At 36.2% G+C, this 21,034-nt stretch carries 22 protein-coding genes and 1 tRNA gene; 2 read left to right on the forward strand and 21 right to left on the reverse strand.

Annotated features, from left to right (window positions below; translation table 11 throughout):
• Positions 1–3 precede the first annotated feature (3 nt).
• The 13 genes from HH_RS00650 to HH_RS00710 all read right to left on the reverse strand — a co-directional run bounded on the left by HH_RS00650 (position 4) and on the right by HH_RS00710 (position 13,792).
• Positions 4–294: an acylphosphatase gene (locus HH_RS00650; RefSeq protein ID WP_011114972.1), complete on the reverse strand. Its 291-nt coding sequence runs from the start codon at positions 292–294 to the stop codon at positions 4–6.
• Positions 291–1,040 (reverse strand): alpha/beta fold hydrolase, encoded by a 750-nt coding sequence (locus HH_RS00655; protein WP_041308914.1) that lies wholly within the window; start codon positions 1,038–1,040, stop codon positions 291–293. The genes HH_RS00650 and HH_RS00655 overlap by 4 nt, the downstream gene beginning before the upstream one ends.
• A gap of 6 nt (positions 1,041–1,046) precedes the next feature.
• Complete coding sequence (locus HH_RS00660; protein ID WP_011114974.1) at positions 1,047–2,099, reverse strand: D-alanine--D-alanine ligase; 1,053 nt, start codon at positions 2,097–2,099, stop codon at positions 1,047–1,049.
• A gap of 2 nt (positions 2,100–2,101) precedes the next feature.
• Positions 2,102–4,933 carry an excinuclease ABC subunit UvrA gene (gene uvrA, locus HH_RS00665; RefSeq protein WP_011114975.1) on the reverse strand — a complete coding sequence of 944 codons (2,832 nt, stop codon included), beginning with the start codon at positions 4,931–4,933 and terminating at the stop codon, positions 2,102–2,104.
• Positions 4,934–4,978: 45 nt separating this feature from the next.
• Positions 4,979–5,257 carry a putative Se/S carrier-like protein gene (locus tag HH_RS00670; protein ID WP_011114976.1) on the reverse strand — a complete coding sequence of 93 codons (279 nt, stop codon included), beginning with the start codon at positions 5,255–5,257 and terminating at the stop codon, positions 4,979–4,981.
• A gap of 23 nt (positions 5,258–5,280) precedes the next feature.
• Positions 5,281–6,861, reverse strand: a complete 1,581-nt coding sequence (serA, locus tag HH_RS00675; RefSeq protein WP_011114978.1) for a phosphoglycerate dehydrogenase — start codon at positions 6,859–6,861, stop codon at positions 5,281–5,283.
• Between the two features lie 21 nt (positions 6,862–6,882).
• Positions 6,883–7,347 (reverse strand): hypothetical protein, encoded by a 465-nt coding sequence (locus tag HH_RS00680; RefSeq protein WP_011114979.1) that lies wholly within the window; start codon positions 7,345–7,347, stop codon positions 6,883–6,885.
• Positions 7,348–7,363: 16 nt separating this feature from the next.
• Positions 7,364–9,022 (reverse strand): 30S ribosomal protein S1, encoded by a 1,659-nt coding sequence (locus HH_RS00685; protein WP_011114980.1) that lies wholly within the window; start codon positions 9,020–9,022, stop codon positions 7,364–7,366.
• A gap of 93 nt (positions 9,023–9,115) precedes the next feature.
• Positions 9,116–9,937 (reverse strand): 4-hydroxy-3-methylbut-2-enyl diphosphate reductase, encoded by an 822-nt coding sequence (locus HH_RS00690; protein ID WP_011114981.1) that lies wholly within the window; start codon positions 9,935–9,937, stop codon positions 9,116–9,118.
• Positions 9,927–11,243, reverse strand: a complete 1,317-nt coding sequence (gene aroA / locus HH_RS00695; protein WP_011114982.1) for a 3-phosphoshikimate 1-carboxyvinyltransferase — start codon at positions 11,241–11,243, stop codon at positions 9,927–9,929. Before aroA ends, HH_RS00690 begins: the two co-directional genes overlap by 11 nt.
• 66 nt (positions 11,244–11,309) lie before the next feature.
• A complete protein-coding gene (locus HH_RS00700) occupies positions 11,310–12,368 on the reverse strand; it encodes a sensor histidine kinase (protein ID WP_011114983.1) in 1,059 nt (352 codons plus the stop codon).
• Positions 12,352–12,735, reverse strand: a complete 384-nt coding sequence (locus HH_RS00705) for a rod-binding protein (protein ID WP_011114984.1) — start codon at positions 12,733–12,735, stop codon at positions 12,352–12,354. Before HH_RS00705 ends, HH_RS00700 begins: the two co-directional genes overlap by 17 nt.
• 10 nt (positions 12,736–12,745) lie before the next feature.
• Positions 12,746–13,792, reverse strand: a complete 1,047-nt coding sequence (locus tag HH_RS00710) for a flagellar basal body P-ring protein FlgI (RefSeq protein ID WP_011114985.1) — start codon at positions 13,790–13,792, stop codon at positions 12,746–12,748.
• Positions 13,793–13,915: 123 nt separating this feature from the next.
• Between HH_RS00710 and HH_RS00715 the strand changes: the two genes are divergently transcribed.
• Positions 13,916–13,993: transfer RNA gene (locus HH_RS00715), tRNA-Pro, on the forward strand.
• A gap of 19 nt (positions 13,994–14,012) precedes the next feature.
• On the opposite strand, the gene HH_RS00720 is transcribed toward HH_RS00715, so the two are convergent.
• Positions 14,013–14,624 (reverse strand): tetratricopeptide repeat protein, encoded by a 612-nt coding sequence (locus tag HH_RS00720; RefSeq protein ID WP_011114986.1) that lies wholly within the window; start codon positions 14,622–14,624, stop codon positions 14,013–14,015.
• Positions 14,624–15,283 carry a tetratricopeptide repeat protein gene (locus HH_RS00725; protein ID WP_138091986.1) on the reverse strand — a complete coding sequence of 220 codons (660 nt, stop codon included), beginning with the start codon at positions 15,281–15,283 and terminating at the stop codon, positions 14,624–14,626. The genes HH_RS00720 and HH_RS00725 overlap by 1 nt, the downstream gene beginning before the upstream one ends.
• Before the next feature lie 200 nt (positions 15,284–15,483).
• Here HH_RS00725 and traF point away from each other — a divergent pair, with 200 nt between their 5' ends.
• Positions 15,484–17,226, forward strand: a complete 1,743-nt coding sequence (gene traF, locus HH_RS00730) for a conjugal transfer protein TraF (protein ID WP_011114990.1) — start codon at positions 15,484–15,486, stop codon at positions 17,224–17,226.
• 9 nt (positions 17,227–17,235) lie between these two features.
• Here traF and HH_RS00735 read toward each other — a convergent pair whose 3' ends face one another.
• The 6 genes from HH_RS00735 to dut are packed head-to-tail and all read right to left on the reverse strand — an operon-like array spanning position 17,236 to position 21,031.
• On the reverse strand, positions 17,236–17,565 hold the full coding sequence (locus tag HH_RS00735) for a hypothetical protein (protein WP_011114991.1): 330 nt from the start codon (positions 17,563–17,565) through the stop codon (positions 17,236–17,238).
• Between the two features lie 13 nt (positions 17,566–17,578).
• Positions 17,579–18,196: an ATP phosphoribosyltransferase gene (gene hisG / locus HH_RS00740; protein WP_011114992.1), complete on the reverse strand. Its 618-nt coding sequence runs from the start codon at positions 18,194–18,196 to the stop codon at positions 17,579–17,581.
• 31 nt (positions 18,197–18,227) lie between these two features.
• The gene (locus HH_RS00745) at positions 18,228–18,848 is read right to left on the reverse strand and encodes a type III pantothenate kinase (protein WP_011114993.1); all 621 of its coding nucleotides are present in this window, start codon (positions 18,846–18,848) and stop codon (positions 18,228–18,230) included.
• Positions 18,848–19,873 carry a hypothetical protein gene (locus tag HH_RS00750; protein WP_011114994.1) on the reverse strand — a complete coding sequence of 342 codons (1,026 nt, stop codon included), beginning with the start codon at positions 19,871–19,873 and terminating at the stop codon, positions 18,848–18,850. Before HH_RS00750 ends, HH_RS00745 begins: the two co-directional genes overlap by 1 nt.
• Before the next feature lie 29 nt (positions 19,874–19,902).
• Positions 19,903–20,556 (reverse strand): hypothetical protein, encoded by a 654-nt coding sequence (locus HH_RS00755; RefSeq protein WP_011114995.1) that lies wholly within the window; start codon positions 20,554–20,556, stop codon positions 19,903–19,905.
• 10 nt (positions 20,557–20,566) lie between these two features.
• Entirely contained in the window at positions 20,567–21,031 is a 465-nt protein-coding gene (gene dut, locus HH_RS00760; protein WP_226989517.1) for a dUTP diphosphatase, read from the reverse strand.
• Positions 21,032–21,034: the final 3 nt, after the last annotated feature.

Consider the following 21,034-nt stretch of genomic DNA (forward strand, 5'->3'; position numbering starts at 1 on the left):
CCTTTATCTTAAAATCTCAAAATCATTGAGACTCTCATCAATATCTATTTCGCGAGATTGTATTCGTTCAACCTCGCTTTTAATAGGTCCAATCTCAAGTATTTTACATAATTTTTCAAGTGCTTCTTCTTCGCCTTGTGCTATTACACGCACGCTACCATCGCTTAAATTACATACATTCCCGCTTAAAACCTTACTTTCTTCATTAAGCTTATCAACCCTATATTTAACAAAACGTCTAAAACCTACACCTTGCACCTTACCAAATATTAAAAATTCACATCTTTTTTTCATAATTCACTCCTGTAAAGCTTTTCAATCTCTCCACCTTGTTTGAGAAAAAAATAATGGTTTCCTTCCATAGGAAAGAATCTACTTGTAGGAATAAGTGCAGCGATAGTTTGACCGCAAAAAAGTGGTGTGGCACTATCATTTTTACCCCAAAAAATGTTTGCTTTGCCCTTATATGCACTAAATTCTGATGAAAAATCTTCATCAACAACATTTTTAAATGTTTGATACATACCCTCATTCATTGCCTTAACATCACTTGAGCGAAATATTTTACCCAACTTGCCAAGCCCACATTTTCCCATAATCTTTGCAAAAACAATTTTCAAGCGAACTTTCAAACTTTTAGGCACTCTAATTCCAGCAGATGAGAGAAGTATAGCTTCTTTTGGTTGGCATAATATAGCTACTTTTCCTCCAAAACTATGCCCTATAATAACACAATCTTTCACTGCCACACCACTCACTTCACGCATAAAAATTTCTACAATTTTTGCATAATCTTGCGTTGTGAGAGGTTTATCATTTGGACTATTGCCAAAGCCGGGCATATCTAAGTAAATATGTTCCCACTGATTAAAATATTTACCAAAAGCACTCTTCATTAGCTCCTTATTGCTGCCCCAGCCGTGCAAAAATAACATAAAAGATACGTGATTAGAATCTTGATGTGTAGGGAACTGAGCTTGGATTCTCTCATAACTTAGCTCAAAATATTCACCTTGATATTCTATGCGCCTTTGTGCCATAATAAACTATTTTCCTTTTGCATAATGGATTTGCTCTATATACTTATAGCTTACCTTGATAGAATGTTTTTTTGGCAAATTGTAAGCTAATTCTGTAAGCACCCCTACAAAATCCTCAAATAAGTAATTTGCCATAGAACCCGGAATTGGATTAATCTCATTGAGATACACTTCATCATCAATAACAAAAAAATCACATCGTATCAATGCCCCTTCAAAAGCATTTTCATAGAGTTTCATAAAATTTTCTTGTAATTTTGCTACTAATGCAGAGCTTATATCTGCTTGCAAAACTTGCGCTGTGCGTGAAAAATCCAAATATTTACGCTCAAAATCAAGGAGCTCTTTTTTACTAGGTTCTTCAATAATTGAGAATCTATATTCATCTTGCGAACCATTTTTTACCCTACACCCTGCAAGATTATATTCTTTGACACCACTTTTAAAGCTTTCTGCTATGATAGTGTCATCATATTCAAAGGCTAAATCTCTGCCATAATCAAGCTCTTTTTCTTCATTTATAACACTCACTCCTATAGAACTTCCAAGCCTTGCGGGTTTAAGGATTATTGGATAGGCAATATGTTTAAGATGTGGATTTGCACGCGTGAGAATTTCATAATCAAGCACTTTTACACCTCTTTGAGCTGCAAAAATCTTAGTAAATACTTTATTGAAACTCATTACACTTGATTCTATGCGCGGACCAATAAAGGGCAAATGATAAAAATCAAGTAATGCGCTCACGCTCCCATCTTCCCCATCTGCACCGTGTATGAGATTAATAAGAGTATGAGGAATAATGGGTTTAAAACCAAAAAATGTTTTTTTCACAAATGCACCTCTTTGCAAAAAAATCTCTGTGCATTTTTTATAATCTCCCGAACTAAAAAGTTTTGATTTCATAGAATCTAAAGGGATAAGATAAAAACGATGTGAGCTATCTAAAAAAATAAAATTACCAATACTCTCTCCTAAAACTTTTTTAAGTGCAACAGCACTCACAATACTAATTTCGTGCTCAAAACTTACACCGCCAAATAACACATCAAATTTCATTTTTACTCCTTTTGAAATTGTTTATCACGTTTTAATTCTAAAGCTAGAAACTTACCTGTATAGCTCCCGCTTTTTGTATGATTTTTACTCACTTGCTCCACAGACCCACTATCTATGATTTTACCTCCACCGCTACCACCTTCTGGACCAATATCAATAATATAATCAGCATTTTTAATCATATCTAAATTATGTTCAATAACAATGACTGAATTCCCTAAATCTACCAAATGATGAAGCACCTTTGTCAGCCTATCTACATCGGCAAAATGCAATCCTGTTGTGGGTTCATCAAGCACATAGAGCGTCTTTCCTGTATCCTTACGACTAAGCTCCTTAGCAAGCTTAATTCGCTGTGCTTCACCGCCACTTAAGGTAATAGCATTTTGTCCAAGTGTAATATATCCCAAACCCACATCTTGCAATGTTTGCAGCCTTGTAGCAATTTTTGGCACCTTGGCAAAAAACTCTAAGGCTTCATCAACACTCATTGCCAAAACATCTGCTATATTTTTGCCTTTATAAGCAATCTCTAATGTTTGAGGATTGTATTTTGCACCCTTACACGCATCACATTTAACCATCACATCAGGCAAAAAGTGCATTTCAATTTTTATCTCACCCTCACCTTGACATTTCTCGCATCGCCCACCTTTAACATTAAAACTAAAGCGTCCAACACTATATCCACGCAGTTTAGATTCTTTAATCTCCGCAAAAAGTGCACGTATATCGTCCATTACACCTGTATAAGTCGCAGGATTGCTACGCGGTGTGCGTCCAATAGGACTTTGGTCTAAATAAATTACTTTATCTAAATATTCTAATCCTACAATCTCTACACCATCGCATTTTTGCACCTTTTTGGCATTATTCAAAAGCTCTTGTGCTACAGGTAAAAGCGTTTGGAGAATAAGGGAACTTTTACCGCTGCCACTTACACCTGTTACACACACAAATTGCGAAAGAGGAATTTTCGTGCAAAGATTATGAATATTATTAATATTGACATTTTTAATTTCAAGCCATTGTTCAATGGTACGCTTATGTGGATAAGAAATAATCTTTGCGCCCTTAAGATACATAGCAGTGAGCGTTTTGGAATCTAATAGCTTCTTCACATTTCCACTAAAAACTACTTCTCCTCCGCGCAATCCTGCCTCGGGACCAATATCCACAACATAATCAGCATTTAAAATCGTCTCCTTGTCGTGCTCCACGACAATCACACTATTGCCTTTTTCTTGCAAACTTCGTAAAGTTTTGATTAACCGCAGTGTATCACGTTCGTGTAAGCCAATACTTGGCTCATCAAGCACATACATAACTCCTGTAAGCCCGCTACCAATTTGACTTGCAATGCGTATGCGTTGGGATTCCCCCCCACTAATGCTGCGTGCATCACGCCCAAGTGTGAGATAACCAAGCCCCACATCATAGAGAAAAAATAATCTTTCACGAATTTCTTTCAAAATAGGTTGTGCAATAAATTGTTCTTGTTCATTCAAATATGAAAAATGCGCTTTATCATCAAAAAACTCATAAACTTTTTCAATAGGCATATCAATAAGCTCACCAATGCCTAATTTACCGACTTTAACGCTAAGAGAAGAAAGTTTTAGGCGATGTCCCTTGCAAGTAGGACATACTCGTTCAGTAGTGTATTCACCCAAATCCTTATCATCTTTAAACATATCATATGCAATTTGGATAATACCTTTCCAAGGACGCTTAAGTTTGCTTGATTTCCAAGTGATTTCTACTTCCTCTTCACGTCCATAAAGCAAAGCACTTTGCTGGGATTTTGAAAGTTCTTCAAAACTAAGTGTTGGGTCAATCTTAGCACTTTTGCAAAATGCGTAAAAAAGCTCGGCATAATAATTACGATTGAATCCAAAAATAATTTTAATGCCACCTTTATTGAGTGGTTGAGACTTATCAAGTATCTTTTTTAAATCAATAGCATATTTTGCACCAAGCCCCAAACAATCTTCGCACGCGCCCTTTGGAGAATTAAAAGAAAATCCAAGTGGTTCAAGCTCCTCAAAACTTATTTTGCATTTAAAACACGCGAAATGTTCAGAATAATGCAACAACTTTTTTTCATCATTATGCAACATCTCTACTTCAATCTCACCATAAGATTCACGCAAGGCTTTCTCCACTCCTTGAGCTATACGTGTGTGATTTTCTAAAGAATTTACCACCCTATCAATAACAACTTTAATGCTATGCTTTTTATTTTTGGCAAGCTCAATTTCTTCATCAAGACGCACCATCACACCATCAACCATTGCTCGCACATAACCTTTTTGACGCAGAGATTCTATTTTTTCAGCAAAACTACCCTTTTTTTCCTTGACAATAGGGGCAAGAAGTATCATTTTTGCATTTGCAGGGAGTTTTAGAATCTGCTCAATAATATCAGTTTGACTCATTTGCGAAATTTCATCTCCACAAAGATGGCAATGCTGCTTCCCTACGCGCGCATAAAGCAAGCGAAAATAATCATAAATTTCAGTGATTGTGCCAACAGTGGAACGTGGATTTTTACTTGTAGTTTTTTGGTCAATCGCAATAGCAGGGGTTAGTCCCTCAATCTTATCAACATCGGGCTTGCCTACTTTATCTAAAAATTGTCGTGCATAACTTGAGAGAGATTCTATGTATCGGCGCTGTCCTTCTGCATAAAGTGTATCAAAAGCAAGTGTTGATTTCCCAGAGCCAGATAAACCAGTAAAAACAACAAGTTGATTTTTAGGTATGCTAAGGTTGATATTTTTCAAATTATTCTCACGCGCACCTGTAATATGAATATGATTATAATCTTTCATATGTGTCCCTCGCAATTTAAAGCTCAAACGCGTATTATAGCGTATTTAGATAAGTTTTATCTCATACTTAATATGTCTTTGCGTTAAAATCTCATTTATAGATTCTAAAAAGCGCGTTAGATACTCATCTTGGAGAGTATTCCCACCTTCTAAGAATAAAGCCAAACCACAATCACTTCTATATTCTTTGGGTGTAGGCACAAGATTCAAAGAAAACTCAAAACAAGCGAGCAAAGGGCTACTTAAACACCTCTGTGCAGCAAAAGCGCTTGAGGTAGTTAATAGCAAAATATATGCTCTAAAAGGTTGAGAATCTCCTTGCATAAGCACTCACTTTGTGTTAATGATTATACATTAACAATCTTTATACTCAAACACGCAGGGATATTTTCAAGCTGTCCAATAACTTCATTTGATACTTCAGAATCTACAAGAATAACAGCCATTGCTTCTTTATTTTGACGCGCAAGACGAAAATCAGAAATATTGACTTGATGATTGCCTAAAATACTTCCTACGAGTCCAATTACACCCGGCACATCTGTATTTTTGAAAAATATCATTTTACCCTTTGGCTCAATATCAAATTGAAAATGATTGATTGAAGTAAGACGCAAATGCCTATCTTCAAATACTGCACCGCTAAGAGTAATACTCTCATTTTGTGTGCTAAGAGTAATATAAATATGGTTTTTATAAGTTTCACTTTCTTGTTTAAGCGTCATTTTGACATCAATACCTCGCTCTTTAGCAACAAAAGGTGCATTAACATAATTAATTTTATCACCTAAACTCGCATTAAGCGCTCCCACAAGAGCAAAAGTCTGCAATGAATCTCCATAAGCACTAATCTCGCCTTGAGCTTCTATGTGTATTGAGGTAATCACACCCTTATTTGCCTGCACTGCCAAAAAAGCAAGTTTTTGTATCAATTCAAGATAGGGCTTAACCATAGAGGGCAATTCAGATTCCTTAACGGGAAGATTAAGCGCATTAGGGTAGCTTGAACCTCTTGCTGCCTCTATTGCAGCTTGGGCAGCTTGTATAGCAATTTGCTCTTGAGATTCTAAAGTATTTGCCCCAATATGCGGCGTTACATACACATTTGGCAAATCAAGCAGCGCATTATTAATAGCTGGTTCTTTATCAAATACATCAATTCCCGCCCATTTAATCTTACCAACACTTAAAGCATCATATAAATCTTTTTCATTATATAAACCACCGCGAGCGCAATTAATAAGTATCACTCCATCTTTCATTTGTGCAATTTGCTTGGCGGTAATCATATTTTTTGTTTCTGCATTCTTAGGCGTGTGAATTGTAATAATATCACAAGAGAGAATGTCTTCGAAATTTGTTGCATAAGCCACGCCTAAATCAGTAGCTTTTGAAGGCAAAATGTAGGGGTCATAGGCTAATACTTCCATTTCAAATGCTCTCGCCCTTATCCCCACACGACTACCAATATTACCAAATCCAATAATACCAAGCTTTTTACCTTTAAGCTCAATACCATACCAATCTTCACGTTTCCACTTACGCTCGTGCTTAAGCTGCGTATTCGCTCCAGGAAAATTTCGCACGGCATTAATAAGATGAGCCATTGTAAGTTCAACAGCTGCGATTGTATTTGCTGTAGGCACATTCATCACAACAATGCCTTTACGAGAGCAGCCTTCAATATCAACATTATCTACGCCCACACCTGCACGCACTACCGCACGTATTTGCCCTGAAGATGCTAAAAATGCTTCATCAACATCAGTAGAACTCCTCGTAATGACGACATCAGCCTCTTTAATCTTAGTAAGTAGCTCATCTTTTGGCAAACTAGCAAGATTCTCCATCTGCACATCACTTTGGGCTGTAAGTAAATCTAGTCCTTTTTGATGGATATGGTCGCACACAACGATTTTATACTTCATAACACTCTCCTTTAATTTGGTTTATTGCACACTATAATTGAGACGATAGTATTGCAAATCTGCCAAAAGCCTTTTATACATTGCCTCATCGGTCAACAACACCACAAGTTTAAGTGTGTTGCCAGACTTATAATATGCAGATTCTATATTATTTTGCCGCAATACCTGCTTCACACAAGCAAATTTATACTCATCAAGCTCACTAATACTAATAGCTGAAGGGATACTTTGCTTAGAATCTTTATCCAAAAAATCAAAGCGCACACTTAATTCTGTCGCTGGGTAAGCATAAGGAGTCTCATTGTCATCTGAAAATGAACTTACCCAATTCTCTTCTTGTGGCACTTGTGCCTCTCCAAGCTTTGGAAATTCTATAGGTTGAGCTTGAAATGCTGGGCTTATAGATATTTTATCTAAATATAAAACACCATAAATTGCTCCACCCAAAACTATTAAAAGCCCTACAAAGAATGCTAACTTCTTCATTCTTTTTTAAAATCTCCTATAAGCGATTTTTAAGTTTATCACCAAGTGTCATTTTCTCTTCTGAATTAAAGGCTTTGAGCGTTTCTTTTTCCTTTTGTCGCTCTAGTCTTTTAATAGAAGCCCTCACTTTATTATTTTCTTCATCAATATGAGTAATCACACATTCAATCTCTTCCCCCGCTTTAAGATCTTCTTTCTTCAGCGGCTGAATATCTTCATTGCGAATAAGTGCCTCCATTTCATCAATTTTGATAAAAATACCAAAATCTTTTATATCAATTATAGAGCCACGTGCCACATCATCAACTTTATGCGTTTTTCCAAATTCTCTTGCAGGAGAATGCTCAAGAAGCTTTTTAGAGAGAGAAACTCTCTCGTGCTCTTTGTCAATTTTAATAATTTTAACTTCAATCTCATCGCCCACTTTAAATCCATCTTTACATTTAGATTTCTTATCCCAATAAGCATCTTCATTATGGAGTAGTCCATCAACGCCACCAAGATTCACAAATGCTCCAAAATCAGTTAAAGTTGCTATCTTGCCCTTAATAATTTCTCCCACCTGATGCGTTTTTGCAAAATACACAAAAGGCTTATCAAGGAGTTTTTTAAGCGAAACGCGCAATCTTTTATTATCCGTATCAATTTCAATAATTTCTACATCAATTTCTTGTCCTACGTTTAAATAACTTGAGGGGTGCTTGATATTTTTATCCCACGAAATTTCTGAAATATGCAAAAAGCCCTCAATATCATTGCCTAAATCCACAAATGCTCCATAGGGCTCAATATTACTCACGCTTACTTTAATGGAATAACCCACCTCAAGCTCTTTTTCAATTTCTTTCCAAGGATCATCGCCAAGTGCCTTCATTGAAAGTGAAAGACGACGTTTTTTCTCATCATATCCAAGCACCTTAACAACAACCTCATCGCCTTCTTTAAAATTTTTAGCTGGATTAATAGGTCCTTTATGACTAAGCTCTGTATAATGAACAAGCCCTTCTACTCCATATACATCAACAAAAACACCAAAAGGAGCAATTTTTTTTACAATGCCCTTTTGCACACCATCATTTTCAAGCAATTTGGCACTTACATTTTGACGATTTTTATCATCAATCTCAAAAAACCTTTTACGCGATACAATAATAGAATTACTCTCTTTATTAATATTAACAATAGCAACCTTGTAAATTTTACCTATTGCTTTATCATCTTCACGTATTGCAGAATCCCGGCGTGGCATAAACACATCAATTCCATCATACTCTAAAATAAAACCGCCTTTATTTTTCTTAATTACCTTTGCTTCAATAATTTTATCTTGATAGTTATCTGCTATTTGTGCGATTTTTTCAACAATTCTTTTTGATTTCAGAGCCTTTTTATACGATGCATTTGGTCTCCCACCTCTTCCGGGTGTTACAAATACTTCAATTTTATCATTTATGTTAAAAAGTAAATTGCCATTATCATCTTGAATCTCACCAAGTCGTAACATTGCTTCTGATTTCTCATTAGCAAGTGCTACCATTGCATATTCATCAGTTATAGCAACTATCTCACCAATTTGTATTGCTCCAGCATCCGCTTTCTTTTCGCTTGCCTCAAATAACGCTGCAAAATCCTCTTCTTCGGTAATGAAATCATCATGCTCCAAATTAACCAACATTAATACCCTTTACTTAAAAATCAAAGTTTAAACAATTCTACACAAAAAAAACCTTGTTATAACTTAAGAATACCGCATAGGCACAAAAGATTCTCAAATTTGTTCTATTTTTTCCTGCACACGTGAAATAATCCAATCAGGTGTAGAGGCTCCAGCAGTAATGCCACAAAGTTCTTTTCCTACAAACCAAGTATTATCTATCTCATTTTCATCTTCTATCAAATAGCTATCTGTGCAATATTCTTTGGCAATTTTAAAAAGTTGCTTTGTGTTAGAAGAATTTTTTCCTCCAACAATAACCATAATATCCGCTTCACGGCTTAATTCATCAACAGCAAATTGATTCTCAAATGTAGCACTGCAAATCGTATTAAATATACGACACTCATTAACAAGCGAAACTAACAACGCTGCAATCTTGCCAAAGTGCTCCGGTTGTTTAGTCGTTTGAGAAACAAGTGCTACCTTTTTCTTAAGTGTAAGATGCTTAAGTTCATCTATATTTGCAATAATAGCCACATCATCACCATAACTTGCTACACCCTTAACTTCAGGATGGCTATTATCCCCGAAAATAATAATCTGATAACCTTCTTGAGACATTTTTTCAACAATTTGTTGTGGTTTTGTTACAAAAGGACAAGTTGCATCAATAATATGTGTATGATGCTCTTTAAGCACTTGTAAATCATCTTTTGTAATGCCGTGTGTGCGCACTATAACACTTTTAAACTTCTGTGCCTCTTCTAAGCTTCTACTTAAACTCACATCAAAGTCTTTTTGAAGACGTTCAATTTCGCGGCTATTATGTATTAAGGGACCAAAAGTTGTTGCGTGCTGATTGCGTTCAGCAATACGAATAGCTCTTTTTACACCAAAACAAAACCCATACTTTTTTGCAAACTTAACTTTCATTTGCATTCTCCACAGCTGTAATTTGTGATAAAAGAGTCAAAAAGTGTGGAAAAGAAACATCAATACATTCACTATCTTCAATCTCACCTCCACAAGCAAGCTGGGCAATAGCAAAACTCATAGCAATACGATGATCACCAAAAGAACTCACTCTCGCCCTTTTTAGCTCCCCTCCATACACACTAAAGCCATCATCAAACTCTTCACATCTAATACCCATAACTCGCAAATTCGTAATAGTAGCGCGAATCCTATCACTTTCTTTTACACGTAACTCTTTGGCATTATACACTTCGCTCTTTCCTTTTGCTAAAGCAAAGCATATACTTAATGCTGGAATCTCATCAATGAGCCACGCAATACGAGAATCTACCCTCACAGCCTTTAAACTTCCACCTTGCACCTCAATATCACCTACTTCCTCATAAAGTGAAGAAAGATGATGATAAGCTACTTTTGCTCCCATAGATTCTAATATTTTAAAAGCTTCAATACGTGTTTTATTAAGTAATACATTTTTTAGTTTCACTTTTGCACCAAGCACACAAGCTGCCACTGCAAAATAAAATGCACTTGAAGGGTCAGCTGGCACTTGAAACTTAAAAGCTTCTAATTGTTTATTTGTTTCTTTTAAACCTTCAAATACTACCTCATATCCACCATCTTCGCATTCTCTTTCTTGTATATGCACCCCCATACCACGTAACATATTTTCAGTATGATTGCGACTTAAAAGTGGTTCATAAAATCTCGATTGTCCAGCTGTCTGCAAACCTGCAAGAATCATTGCACTTTTTACCTGCGCAGATGCAATAGTACTTTTATAATCAAAAGTCTGAAGTTGCGCTCCCACAATGCTTAAGGGTGCATAAGCATTATTTTCTCTTCCGTTGATACACGCACCAATAGCACTTAAGGGCTCAGTAATGCGCTTCATAGGGCGGGCATTAAGATATTCATCGCCCGTAAGGACAAAATGTCCTTTAACACCACTAAGCAACCCAGCAAATAAACGCATTCCAGTTCCTGCATTTCCACAATCAAGAACCTTATGTGGCTCACATATACCATTACGCGGCGGAATAAGACGTAATACACTACCTTTTTGCTCTATTCCCAATCCAAGTTCGCGCGCGATATGAAGAGTATGAAGCGTATCTTCACCCATAAGATAACCTTCCACTTCACAAGGTGCAGAAGATAAAAGCGCAAATATAGCTGCACGATGTGAAATTGATTTATCTGTGGCAATACCATCAAATTCACGCTCAAAGCTTTGTGCTGGGGCAATTTTTGTGATGCGCATATTTCTCCTTACTTTTTAGATTCTTTAAATACTCTATATATTTATAAGTATTATAACAACATAGATTTAGTTTTTGGCAAGTTTTACAAAAAAGGTTTTACTCTCACAAGTATCATCAAGATAAATCACACCATTATGCGCTGCAATGATCTGTTGGCATAATGCTAATCCTAACCCATTGCCCTTTAGTTTTGTCGTCTTAAAGGGTTCATAAAGAATATTTTTGTCTTGTATTTGTCGCCCATTATCTCTAAAACTAAAGCACCAAAACTCTTCTTCATCAATAAATCTCACACTCACAAGCCCTTCTTCACATTCACCCTCTTCAATTGCGTCAATAGCATTAGAGAGAAAATTTTGTAGCACTATACTGATTAAATCAAAGTCTACGAAAATTTGCGTTTGTTTGTCTGCACCCAAATCAAAACTAAAATCAATATTTTTGGAATATGTGTAATAACTCACACTCTCATAAAGAGCATCTTCAAAATCTATAATGCGATACAATTGACGATTTGGATTGACACCTTTTGTAAAAAGTAAAGTAGCATTGATAAGCCGTTCTACACGCCACAAAGCTTTTTTTATTTCAAATACAAGTGGTTTAAGTTGTGCATCGCAACGTTTGAGAAGACTAGAAGTAAGGAGCGATATAGAACCTATAGGATTACGAATCTCGTGAGCTAAATGAGCAGAAACCTGTCCCATAGAAGCCAAACGTTCTTGCCGCTTTTGATTAGTAATATTTGTTGCACTCATCACTTGTTTGCCATCTTTTATGCTTGATTGCAAAAGATAAAATTGCCCTTGATGTTCCACTTCGTGCTCCCCCTCACCAAGATGGGTAAGACTTTCTAATATATCATTAAGCTTGCTTGCTTCTACATTTTGATAAAATACACTGCCATCAGATTCTATCACCCAAATAGCTTGTGGTATCAGCTCAAGAACCCATTCATACAAGGCTTTAAGGCTATTAAAATCATTTTGTAATTTTTTAAATTCATACTCTGTGCCATAGGTGCTTTGTATCAAAGTGGCGAGAGATTCAAGCAAAATACTTTTATCATCACTGCTTAAATGCTCAAGAATCTCCGGATTAATAAGGCTATTTTGACTTTCCATAAAAACTTTGTTGTCCTCTTTGTGCAAGATTCTTTGAAACATTGATTTTAGTTGCACTTTGTTGCTCTTTTAAGAAATTAAATAATAATTCGCTATACCCAAAATTCCCGCTTAGCTCTTGGCTTAATTGGTCAATATACATAGAGTGATAAATATCACTTCCTGCTTGTTTAGGATAGAGCGTATCATCATTTTTGATTGCATCTTGGAGCATAATTTTAAGAAGCAAAGCTTCAAAATTATCTGTTTGCTCCTTAAGCTGTGCATCTTCTGTATTTTTATCAAGTTGTATTTTCTTTATTTTGCTATTTTGCTCAAATTGCGCTGTATGATAATTTGTCATTGCCATAGTGGTATCAAGTTTCATTGTTTTTCTCCTACATTACTTCAATATCAGCATTTAATGCGCCGGATTTCTTCATACTTTCAAGGATTGAGATAACATTGCGTGGCGTTGCGCCCATTCTTTGTAATGCTTTAACAACACTTGAAACCGTTGGTTTTGTGCCATTAGTGCTACTAATGGTGCCTTGAGCTCTGCTCATCATTGTGCCATCTTCAAGTTTAATTGCTTCAGGATCATCAGGCATTTCATCAGAAATTTTAATCGTAATATCTCCGTGTGTTACCACCACAGGGTCAATAGTAATCCCCACTCCTGCTACAATCGTGCCAGATTTCTCATCAATAACAATACGTTCTTTACGTGAATAATCAATTTCCACTTCTTCAACTAAAGCCAAAAACTCCACCATACTCAAATTTTCAGGTTTTTTAAGCTTAATTGTTCGTGCATCTACTGCCACCGCAATCGCATCACGAAACACATCATTGAGGGCTTGCTGAATCTTAATTGCATTTTGCAAGTCTGAAGACTTTAAGCTTAAAGTTGCATTTTCTTGATTATAAAGATTATAAGCTATCTCGCGCTCTACACTTGCTCCCCCTATAATTGTGCCAGAGAGAGTGCTTCCACTTTCACCAAAAGTGATATTTCCCTGTGCTAAAGCATAAATATTGCCATCAACACCTGTAAGTGGTGTCATTACAAGTGTCCCGCCATTAATAGATTTAGCATCGCCGATAGAAGAAACAAGAATATCAAGCTTATCGCCTTGTCTTGCAAAAGGTGGCAAAGAGGCTGTAACCATTACCGCAGCTACATTTTTTGACTTAATATCATTTGCAGAGAGTTTGACATTCACGCTTTCAAGCATATTAGCAATGCTTTGCATAGTAAATTTTGAACCGCTCTTATCCCCTGTGCCATTTAGTCCTATGACTAAACCATACCCTACCAAGCTATTATCCCTAATGCCAACAATTTGAGCAATTTGATTAATCTTTTGTCCATAGAGTGCAGATATAGAAAGGATAAGTGTTGCAACCCATATCCATATTTTATTATTATTTTTTCTTCTCATAATGCGCTTCCTTGCCTCTTTATTTAAAGATTCTATAACAATACAAGCAAATTATATTCCTTAAAATAATAAACTAGACAAATTAAAAAATTTCGCTATAATGTCGCCCTTATTTTATTTAATCGGAGTATAGCGCAGCCTGATTAGCGCGCACCCTTGGGGTGGGTGAGGTCGTGGGTTTGAATCCCGCTACTCCGACCATTACGAGAATACTTCAAATCTATTGAGTATATTGATTATACAGCTCACACCCTTCTTGGAATCCTATATCACACGCTCGTCCATAAAAACTAAGTGCCTTCTTTTTATTTTTTATCATACCTATGCCTTTAGCATACATATCACCTAGATTCATACACCCTGCACTACTCCCACCTGCACACGCACGTTTATAAAGCATCATTGCATTAGCATAGTTTTTAACAACAAATTTTCCTTTTTGAGAAAGCATACCTAAATTATTACACCCATCAGGTTCAGCATAAGAACACGCATAGCTATACAGCCGAGCACTTGTAGCATAATCCTGCTTTACACCAAGTCCATTTTCATATAAGACTCCAAGATTGCTACATCCTTTAAGCACGCCTCCATTGCAAGCAAGTTGATAATAATAGGCAGCCTCTGCATACCATTGCAAATCATCTTCACCCTTCATATATTCGTGTGCGACAAAATAGCAATCTCCTGCCGAGCCATTTTCACAATTTTGAAGATATTGAGCAATTCTCTTATGCATATCTGAACTTTCGGGGTGCTCCATATTTTCATCAGCAAGCCACGCACCAAAAGCAAAGCTTAAGCTTATGGTAAAGGCAAGCAAGATTCTCATTATTTTTCCTTTAGTTTCAGAGCTTTATATTCATCACAGCCCTCTTGGAAGCCAAAATCACACGATAAGCCATAGTATTCCATTGCTTTTTGCCTGTCTTTTTTAACACCTTTGCCTTCCATAAACATTTCTGCAAGATTAAAGCACGCTTTATCATCATTTGCCAAACAAGAATCTGCATAATACAATCCTGCTTGTTTAAAATCTCTCCTCACACCCAAGCCCTCCTCAAACATCACTCCCAAATTATTACAACCTCTCGCATAGCCCGATTCACAAGAGCGATGATAAAGATTAAGAGCAATATCATAATCTTGCCTCACTCCCAAACCATAATGATAAAGCACACCTAAAGAGCTACACGATTGTGCAAAGCCACCATTACACGCCTTAAAATAATAACTTGCACTTACAGAATAATTTTGACTCACTCCGCTTCCTTGAAAATACAAAGTTCCAAGTGCGTGGCAACCACCCATATCATCACTAGCACAAGCATTTTCATACAGACGCACTGCTCTTTTAAATTCTCCCTCAAGCCACGCCTGATACGCTTTTTGTAGAGGAGTATAGTTTTTTGATTCTCCAAAGCTTACATTTGCGCACAATAAGCTTAAAATTAAAGCTACTCTTGTTATTTGCACTCTCTTACCTCTCATTGCATTCGCCTTTAAACTTTAAATATTCTTTGAATCATTCTAAATAATCTCTATGCTAAAAGCGTTCCTTTTTTGGTAAGATTCTATACAAAAAAGCAAAAAATTAAACTTTAAAAAGAAAAAATGTGTAAAAATGGCACGATTTTTTCTTTAAAAATTTTAATTTTGAGATTTTTAGAGAATCGCTTAAAAGAGGTGTTATGAAACAAATTATACTAGGAATGCTCTGTATTGCAATAAGCAGCTTTGCGCTAGAATTTGGTTCTATGGGGCAAGTCTCTGCTGGTATAGGTGGAGCAGGGGTTGCACTTAAAGATTCTGCGTGGGGATTATATTATAATCCTGCACTGCTAGGTGCAGATAGACGAGCAAAAGTAGGTTATAGCTTTGGAGCACAAATTAAAGAACAAAATCTTGCGCAGGTTGCAACTATTGATGTGGATAACCTTAATAATCTTCCTACTACACTTAATGAACAGATTATGAGTGGGGGAGGGGCAAGTGTAACTATTGGAGGCACAGCAGTTGATGGTGCACTCGGTGGAGCACTCAATGCGTTAATTCCTAATCCTCAAACTCCCGGGACAATTACAGCAACTGATTTATCAAATCTTCTTACAAGTCTTGATTCTACAACTACTGCTTGCACGACCTTTGCTAATTGTGCTACCACTATTAGTGGTAATATAAACTTAGCAAATAAACTCAAAGATAAACTCATTGAGGCAGCAAATAAAGGTGGTAGCCCATTGATAGGAAATATTATCTCTGGTATTGATGCTAGTAATCTAGGTGATGTGTTAAATGGACTTGACCAAGCAGGCAGCACAGCAGATATTGCTGATAAAATTTTAGAATCCGCAGGGAAACTTACCCTTACAAAAGGTGCAGATTCTGTTATTGATAAGCTTTTAAATGACTTTGGCATTATTAATAGGGCATTGAATAACAATGATGTCAATTTCTCCTCACAAAATGGCTTTGTCTTCCAAATCGCAGGAGATAAAAAGCAAAGGCGTATAGAGAGCGATAAGGTGGGAAGTATTGATATACAAGAAGTGGATACAGGACGCGGTGCGGTAGGGCTTGGTGTGTTTGCTTCCGCATTTTCTAATGCCTCTTTGACACTTGATTCAGTTCGTAATCAGCTTATTTTTGACTTGGGCGGTAAATATTATCTCGCAAGTATCAGCGGAGATAATATTTCTTTAGAATCTGGTAAAACTCAACAAGATTTTGATAATAATTCAATAATGAGTAGCCAAGCACAACATACCCTTAATGCAAATGCTTTAGCCCTTGTAGAAGTCCCACTGGGCTATGGACATACGCTTTTTACGCCTTTAGGAGATATAAATATAGGGATAGCGGGTAAATTTATGCACACAATGAGTTATGGAAAAAATATTAACTTTAGTGTAGGAAATGTGCCAGATGTAGATATTAATAAAAATGACATTACCACAGGTTATGTTTTTGGAGCTGATATAGGGCTACTCTACACACCACGATTTATGAAAAATTTTAATCTCGGACTTGTGGTAAAAAATATCAATAATCCTGTGATTAAGACTCATAATGGGCAAGATTTCACTATTCATCGGCAAGTGCGTGCGGGAGTGAGCTATGAAATGCTGAATTTTTTAACCTTTGCTTTTGATGCTGATATTTTGCCCAATGATACCCTCTCACTCTCAAGTCCGCAAAGTCAATTTCTTGGTGGCGGTGTTATGGCAAATTTTAAATTCATAGATTTAAGGCTAGGAGCTATGCAAGATATACGCTCTAATGCTGGAGAAGGACTTATCCTCACGGGGGGAATAAATCTCTTAGGATTCCTTGATGTGGCAGTGCAATATGGCTTAGGGCAAAATATCACCCTGTATGATACAAATCTCTCTAATTATATGAGTGTAAGAGTCGGAGGGCAATTTAGCTTCTAAGTGCCTGCGTTATTCAATGGCACTATTAAGCATATCTTGGGATTTTTTAAGTGCATTAAATTGTATATCTTTTAATCGATTGCTCTCAATGCTATTTTGTGATGGTGAAATTGACGCGTTGCTGCGTGTCTTAGAATCTCGCAATTCATTGGGCTGCATACCACGAGGCATTTTTACAAAAATATCCTCATAATTCTTTTTCCCTACGCTATGGCGCACATACACTTCCCCCGTGTTGGTTGAATAAATATAAGTATCTTTCCCATCAGAAAACATTACCCACTCCCCAGCACACAAACTCATCCCAAATAAACACAAAACTATCGCTACTGCTTTCATATCTGCCCCTTGATTACTTAGAGTCTAAAGTAGATTTAAGTCGCTCATAGAGTGCTAAAATCAGCTCTTTTTTCTCATAAAAACTATTTTTATTTGCTATTAAATAAGCGCTTGATTCCATAATAACCTCATCAATTTTGAGATTATTTTGCTTCATTGTCACTCCTGTTTCTACAATATCCACAATCGCATCGCTTAAGCCCACAAGTGGTGCAAGTTCTATTGAGCCATAAAGTTTTAAAGCTTCAATAGAAATTGCTTTGTTGGAGAAATATTTGCGTGTAATATGGGGCATTTTGGTGGCAATTTTAAGCTGTGGCTTTTGATAGTCAATGCTTTTGCCCAATTCAGAACCTACCACAACTTTACATTTGCCAATGCCAAGATTTAAAAGCTTGACTACATTTGCTTGTTGCTCCTCAATCACATCTAATCCTACAATTCCTATATCTACAGCTTGATGAATGACATAAGTTGGCACATCTTGACTACGCACGAGCATAAAAATAAAACCTTGATGCTCCAAAATCAGCTTTCTGTCATCAAAAACAAACTTGCTTCCATATAATCGCTCAAACAATGCTAAACTCTCATTTGCTATACGTCCTTTGGGCAAAGCTACTTTTATCATTTCTCCTCCTTATAAAATCTTGGCTAACTTATTAAATTTGTTTTTCTAAAACTTTTTGCATACCTTTAAACACAAGAGTGTTATCATAAATGGCATTCTCAAAAAAACGCGCGAAAAACTTACCATCACCACCTGTAAAATAAAGTTTTTTGGTGCGTGAGGTATTTTTTATCATTAAAATTACACTTTTAAGCACACCAAAACTAATTGCATCTGCAGTATTTTGAGGCAAAATAGAAAGATTCACACCAGGTTCAATCTCTCTATTTAATACAGGCGAAATATCACTATACATTCTCCTATATGCTTCAAGTCCAGGCATAATATATCCGCCTATATGCACACCCTCTTGCATAACATCTGCAGTAATTGCACTTCCCGCATCAATAATCACTCCATTATCAATCGCCCTACACGCCGCCTTTCTATCCACACCTAAACCTACATATTGCGTTTGTAACTCTATATGTTCATTCACATTTACACAATGTGGGTGAGAAGCAAGCAAACAACGCTCAAAGCGCTCATTTACGCTTATATAATAAATAGGGAGATTCTCTTTTTTTTTCGTAAGTGCATAAGGCTTTTCTTTCCAAATCCTGCCCTTATGATAAAAATGTAAAAAGGTATTACCTATATCACAAAGAAGCATTATTCAAACCTTTTATATACTTTATCATAAAAAAAAGTATCTTGATTGTAAAAAAGGCTTTTCTTCTTGGCAAGATTATTTTTATATATCATAGGAGCAAAATCTTTAAGATTAAGTGCTATCAGATACCCTCCGGATTCAAGTGTATAAAGTGTATTGTTTTTTATTACAATCCCACTTAATACTGCAAAGGGCAAACGCACTTTACGCAATAATTTCAATGTATGGTCAAGCTCTAAAATCTCACCCTCAATGCTTAAAACATATACTTTATTATTAAAAAACAACACATCGCGCAAATCCACATCATATTTAAAGCTCTTATTATCAATAATGGCACTTACACGTTTAGCCGTAGCAGCAAGAATATATTTTTCTTGAGCATATAGATAAATAACATTGTTAAAAAACTTATCGCTTATAATGAGAATATCTTTGACGATTTTATTTTGTGCAATGCTATAGATAAGAATCTTTCCTTCTAAATCCGGATAAATGACATATTCAGATGTTATTTTAGGCGAGGCAAGATAGGAGTTTATAGCCAAAACAGAGGGATATTTTTGAGAGAAAATTTCTTTTTGTTTAATAATATCATAATACACAAGAGTATTATCCAAAAGCACCATAGCAAGCTTATTATCTTTAAATGCTGCAGAAAGTATGCATTTATCAAAAGGAAGTACGTGGATAGTGGGCGCATTTTGCGTTGCATCTGACTCTATTACCATAATCTCTTGGCATTGTTTTTGCAATACAAATATATTGTTATGTTGTGTAAGGAATGTGTAACCTTTTTGCACTAAAAGAGGAGTGATACCTTGTGTAAAACTAAGCAAAGTATGGTCTTTAAGCACTGCGCCTTCTCTTGATACATTTTGTATAGCTGCACTTAATTTACCATTAAAACGCATTTCACCACTGATAATTTGAGGCTCAAAATGCTTTTTAGAACTGCAGCCATTGATAAAAAATCCTATTATCAAGCATACAAAAGCTACAAATATGAATCTCCTTTTTATCACAACTTCCCCTTCTTGTTAAACTTTATTGCCTATGATGATGGCTTATCGCGTAATCCAAAATGTTTTAACATCATAGCTTCTCTATAAAGTGGTGAGCTTTCCGAGATAAGCATAAGTTTTTGATGTGCTTCTTGGGGTTTATGTGCTTGAAAAAGAAGATATGCTTCTTGCAAAATTGCTAAATCTTTAAGGCTTGAACTCGTAGTTTTTTCTAAAGATTCTAGGTTTTGTGCAAGAGCAGCTTGATAAGAATCTTGATTATTTGTTTTTTCTAATAGCGAACTTGCCCTATAAGAAGCAACTTCATATCGCGCAAGAGTGCGCACAAACTCATTTTTCGAATCTATTAAACTTTCATACACGGCTATATCGCCGTGTGCATTACTATAACGATATAAATCATACAAAGCTGGGCTTGATTTTTTTAATGATTGCAAAGCCTCTTTGTCTGTTGCATCTTCAGCAAGTTTAGCGTATGCCAAACTTGCTTCTTCTGCACGTTTAGACACCATATAATCATTGATAATCCACCCTATACCAATCCCAAACATACACAATATAAGCAATATAATATATTTGCGGTATCTGCGCCATAAAATCTCCAAGCGAAATGCGCTTTCTAAGATTTTCTCATCTTTATTGAATTCGTCTTTTATGTCTTTTAAATCTGTTTTTAAACTCATAGAATCTCCTTTAAGCTAATGGCTTTCCCTGATAGTGTCCTTTGCGTGCAACACCAGAAGAGCCAAATCCTCTCTCTCCCCGCACACTCTGCCCTAATTCCTGCACCTCTGTAAATACCGCTTGAGTTACCTCACTCACAACTGCTTGAGCGATTCTATCACCTCTATGAATATGAAAATCCTCATTTGAATGATTGATTAAAATCACTTTAATTTCTCCACGATAATCACTATCAATCGTCCCAGGCGTATTAAGCACACTTACCCCATTATGAAGTGCCAACCCACTTCTTGGACGCACCTGCACTTCAAAGCCAGATTCTATCTCAAAAGCTAATCCTGTGCCTACAAGCCCTCTATCTCTAGCTTTTATTAAAGAATCTTCTACTGCGTGCAAATCAAATCCTGCCGCTTGTGGCGTCTGATAACTCGGTATCACAGCGTGAGAATGAAGTTTTTTAATCTTAATATGCATATG

Origin of the sequence: Helicobacter hepaticus ATCC 51449, assembly GCF_000007905.1 — a bacterium.
GTDB classification, from domain to species: Bacteria; Campylobacterota; Campylobacteria; order Campylobacterales; family Helicobacteraceae; genus Helicobacter_C; species Helicobacter_C hepaticus.